The organism is Luedemannella flava, assembly GCF_039528515.1.
Classification (GTDB): domain Bacteria; phylum Actinomycetota; class Actinomycetes; order Mycobacteriales; family Micromonosporaceae; genus Luedemannella; species Luedemannella flava.
In genome coordinates this window covers 1-3,319 of sequence record NZ_BAAALT010000355.1, presented here as the reverse complement: position 1 = coordinate 3,319, position 3,319 = coordinate 1, and the positions used below count along the sequence as shown (strand labels likewise).

General features: G+C 72.7%; 5 protein-coding genes and 1 pseudogene. 4 read left to right on the top strand and 2 right to left on the bottom strand.

The features are described 5' to 3' along the window. Together ABD211_RS33345 and ABD211_RS33340 are read right to left on the bottom strand one after the other, a co-directional pair. Positions 1-315 (bottom strand): M17 family peptidase N-terminal domain-containing protein (locus ABD211_RS33345; protein ID WP_344140552.1); only part of this gene is annotated, 315 nt, incomplete at its 3' end. Between the two features lie 117 nt (positions 316-432). Beyond that, positions 433-600, bottom strand: coding sequence for a DUF3117 domain-containing protein (locus ABD211_RS33340; RefSeq protein WP_203915007.1), 168 nt, complete (start codon positions 598-600; stop codon positions 433-435). A gap of 301 nt (positions 601-901) precedes the next feature. Here ABD211_RS33340 and ABD211_RS33335 point away from each other — a divergent pair, with 301 nt between their 5' ends. From ABD211_RS33335 to ABD211_RS33320, 4 genes and pseudogenes are all read left to right on the top strand, one after another. Beyond that, entirely contained in the window at positions 902-1,702 is an 801-nt protein-coding gene (locus tag ABD211_RS33335; RefSeq protein ID WP_344140550.1) for a PaaX family transcriptional regulator, read from the top strand. A 7-nt stretch (positions 1,703-1,709) separates the two neighbouring features. After that, complete coding sequence (locus ABD211_RS33330; RefSeq protein WP_344140547.1) at positions 1,710-2,504, top strand: enoyl-CoA hydratase-related protein; 795 nt, start codon at positions 1,710-1,712, stop codon at positions 2,502-2,504. A gap of 75 nt (positions 2,505-2,579) precedes the next feature. Beyond that, positions 2,580-3,074, top strand: coding sequence for a hypothetical protein (locus ABD211_RS33325; RefSeq protein WP_425560594.1), 495 nt, complete (start codon positions 2,580-2,582; stop codon positions 3,072-3,074). After that, positions 3,074-3,319 (top strand): annotated as a pseudogene (locus ABD211_RS33320) (hypothetical protein); the annotation flags it as partial. The gene ABD211_RS33325 and the pseudogene ABD211_RS33320, both read left to right, overlap by 1 nt.

Below are 3,319 nucleotides of genomic sequence, written 5' to 3'. Positions count from 1 at the left end.
GCGCTGCTCGCGGCGGGCGGTGCGGGCCGCGGCGGGGCCGGCGGAGCGCCAGCGCGAGCCGGTGGGTGCCTCCTCGTCGCCGATGCCCACGAGCAGCAGGCGGCGCGGCGTACGACCGGGGCGGGCCAGGCTGTGCACGACGCCGGGACGGCCGGAGTGCTCCGCGTCCGCGAGGAACGCGGTGATCTCCTCGCGGAGCGGCTCCGGGAGGGCGAGCCCGGTGTCCAGGAGCGCGGCGGTGTCACCGACGCGGGTGACCGGCAGGGCGAGCACGTCGGCCGTGAGGTCCGCGGGGCCTAGCCTGATGGCGAGCACGGTGCACTCCTGCGGGTCGTCAGAGACGGATGATCGCCGCCGGGTACGAGCCGGGGGATGCGCCGGTGGCTCGTACCCGGAAGGCGATCAGGATCCAAATGACCGGTTTCGCCGGCGTCAGCCGACGGCGGACTTCAGCGCCTCGCCGAGAGCGGTCGCCTCATCCGGCGTCATCTCGACGACCAGCCGGCCGCCACCCTCCAACGGCACGCGCATGACGATGCCACGGCCTTCTTTGGTGACCTCCAGCGGCCCGTCGCCGGTCCGCGGCTTCATCGCCGCCATGTTGTCTCCCCTCAGAATTCTTCGCGTCGTGGCCCATATAGGCGCAGACTTCGCTCGTCCGGCGGGGGAGCCGGGCAGGGCGAGGTCGACGACAGAGGTTTCCGTCAGCGAGCGGCCCTGGCCCACAACCGCTCGCTGAGCGGCCGTGAAGCCACAGCCGCCCTCCGAACGGCGGAGAGCCATTGCCGCGTCGCGCCAATGAACGATTTTCCCTGACAGTGACCCCAGACCCCAAACCGGGGCGCCCACTATGTGACGCCTGTTGTCAATTGTTACACGCTCGTGTCACAATCAGCCCGCTATGCAGGCGCGCTCAGCACTGTTCGACGTCTATGGCGATTATCTTCGACAACGCGGCGGACGTGCCCCGGTGGCGGCTATCGTCCGCCTTCTCGCTCCGCTGGACGTTTCCGCGCCCGCCGTGCGCACCGCGATCTCCCGCATGGTCCGCCAGGGCTGGCTCGAACCCGGGCGCCTCGCGAGCGGCCCCGGCTACCAGCTCACCACCCGCGCCGTGCGCCGCCTCGACGACACGGCCGCCCGCGTCTACCGGGTCGGGCCGGTCTCCTGGGACGGGCGGTTCGACCTGCTCGTGATCACCATGCCGACCGACCGCACCGAGCGGCACCGGGTCGCGGCCACCCTCGGCTTCCTCGGCTACGGCAGCCTCGACGGGTCCGTGTGGGTGTCGCCGCGGCCGTCCGCCGAGGTGTCATCCGTGCTCGCCGGCCTGGCCTTCGAACGGTTCACGGGCGTGCGCGACGGCGGCACCGCCGGCGCCCTCGACCTCGTCCGACGGGCCTGGGATCTCAAGAAGATCGGTGAGGAGTACGGTCAGTTCGTCCGCGATCTGCGACCGACCGTCCTGGCGGTCACCAGCCGGAGCGCGGACGTGCAGGCGTACGCGGCCCGCGTGCGCCTGGTGCACGCCTGGCGGGCGTTCCTGTTCTCCGACCCGGGCCTGCCCGCGGTGCTGCTGCCCGCGCGCTGGCCGGGCACGACGGCGGCCGCCTTCTTCGACCGCCACCAGGCACGCCTGCGGCCGGCCGCCGACCGGTTCGTGGACCAGTGCCTGGACCCGCAGACATGGAAGGACCGGTGAGTACGCCGTGACCGACGCGCCGCTGCTCGTGACGTTCGCCGACGGGGTCACCACGTTGACCATGAACCGGCCGGAGTCGCTCAACTCCCTCAACGTCGCGCTGAAGGAGGCGCTGCTGGAGGCGCTGCGGGCGGCCGCGGCGGATCCGGAGTGCCGGGCGGTGGTGCTCGCGGGCGCCGGGCGGGCCTTCTGCGTCGGTCAGGATCTGCGCGAGCACGTGGAGGTCCTCACCGAGGGTTCGGTCAATCCGCTCGACACGGTGCTCGAGCACTACAACCCGCTGGCCACGGCGTTGGCGACCTTGCCCAAGCCGGTCGTGGCGGCCGTGCGCGGGTCGGCCGCCGGGGCGGGGGCGTCGCTCGCGCTGCTGGCCGACTTCCGGGTCGGCGGGCAGTCGACGTCGCTGCTCATGGCGTTCGCCGGGGTGGGGCTGGCCGGGGACACGGGCGTCTCGTGGTCGCTGCCGCGGCTCGTGGGTCACGCCAAGGCGACCGAGTTGCTGTTCCTCGCCGAGCCCGTGCCGTCGTCGGAGGCGCTGCGGCTCGGGCTGCTCTCCTCGGTCGTCGAGGATGACGACGAGGTGCTGGCCGCCGCGCAGGCGCTCGCGCTGCGGCTCGCGGCCGGGCCGACCGTGGCCTACGGGGCCATCAAGCTCGAACTGCTCGTCGGGGAGTCCGGGACGCTCGCGGAGGCGCTCGTCGGGGAGGCCGAGGCGCAGCGGCAGTGCGGGCTCACCACCGACCACGTCGATGCCGTCACGGCGTTCGTGTCGAAGCGGCGGCCGGTGTTCCAGGGGCGCTGAGCTGCGATTTCCCCGGTTGTCGGTGAGGTGCTGTAGAACAGTGCGCGTCACGGATCGCCGATAGCCGGGAGGTCGATGGGCGTGGACAGCTCCACCTGGGAGCGTCGCAGCACGGTGCGGATTGTGTCGCCGGTGCGACCCCGAAAACTGGCCAAGGTGCCGTTCGTCGAGATGGCGGACGGCCGGCTGCAGGGCGTCGTCTCCAGCGGCTCCGACATCGAGCGGGTGTACGTGTCGTCGATCAACGCCGCCGACCACGGGGTCAGCTGCAGCACCAACAACAACCGCCCCTGCGGCGGCCTGACCGGGTCCTACCTGTGCAAGCACCTGGACCTGCTGCTCGACGAGGCCGAGTTGCAGTACGGCACGGACCGGGTCGCCCGCTTCCTGCGGGTCGAGTTGGCGGAGAACGCCGGTCTGCGGTACGCGATCGAGCCGCACCACGTGAAGGCGCCGGCCGCCACGGTGTTCAGCAGCTTCCTGCGCCACCTGGCGTACCTGGAGTTGCCCGAGTCGACCGGACCGCTGCCCGAGCTGCACTGGTTCCCGGCCACCGGGGCGGTGCGCTGATGCTCGCCACCCAGCTCGCCGCGCTGACCGGCGCGGACCTCTCCGGCGTCGCCGACGCCGACGACCTCGTGGCGGGCGTCGACGCCGCCCTCAACCTCGGCCTGGGCCGGGTCGACGAGGAGCGGGCCGCGGCCCTGACCGCGGTCGCGGGCGCGTTCGACGGCACGCCGGCCGCCGACCTGCTGGCCGACGCGGCCGGCAAGCTGGCCGCCGGCTCGATCGGCGACGAGCACCTCGCGGCGCTC

Coding starts and splice junctions, on each gene's coding strand:
- ABD211_RS33340 (WP_203915007.1), bottom strand. CDS start 600: ATGGCGGCGATGAAGCCGCGGACCGGCGACGGGCCGCTGGAGGTCACC.
- ABD211_RS33335 (WP_344140550.1), top strand. CDS start 902: ATGCAGGCGCGCTCAGCACTGTTCGACGTCTATGGCGATTATCTTCGA.
- ABD211_RS33325 (WP_425560594.1), top strand. CDS start 2,580: ATGGGCGTGGACAGCTCCACCTGGGAGCGTCGCAGCACGGTGCGGATT.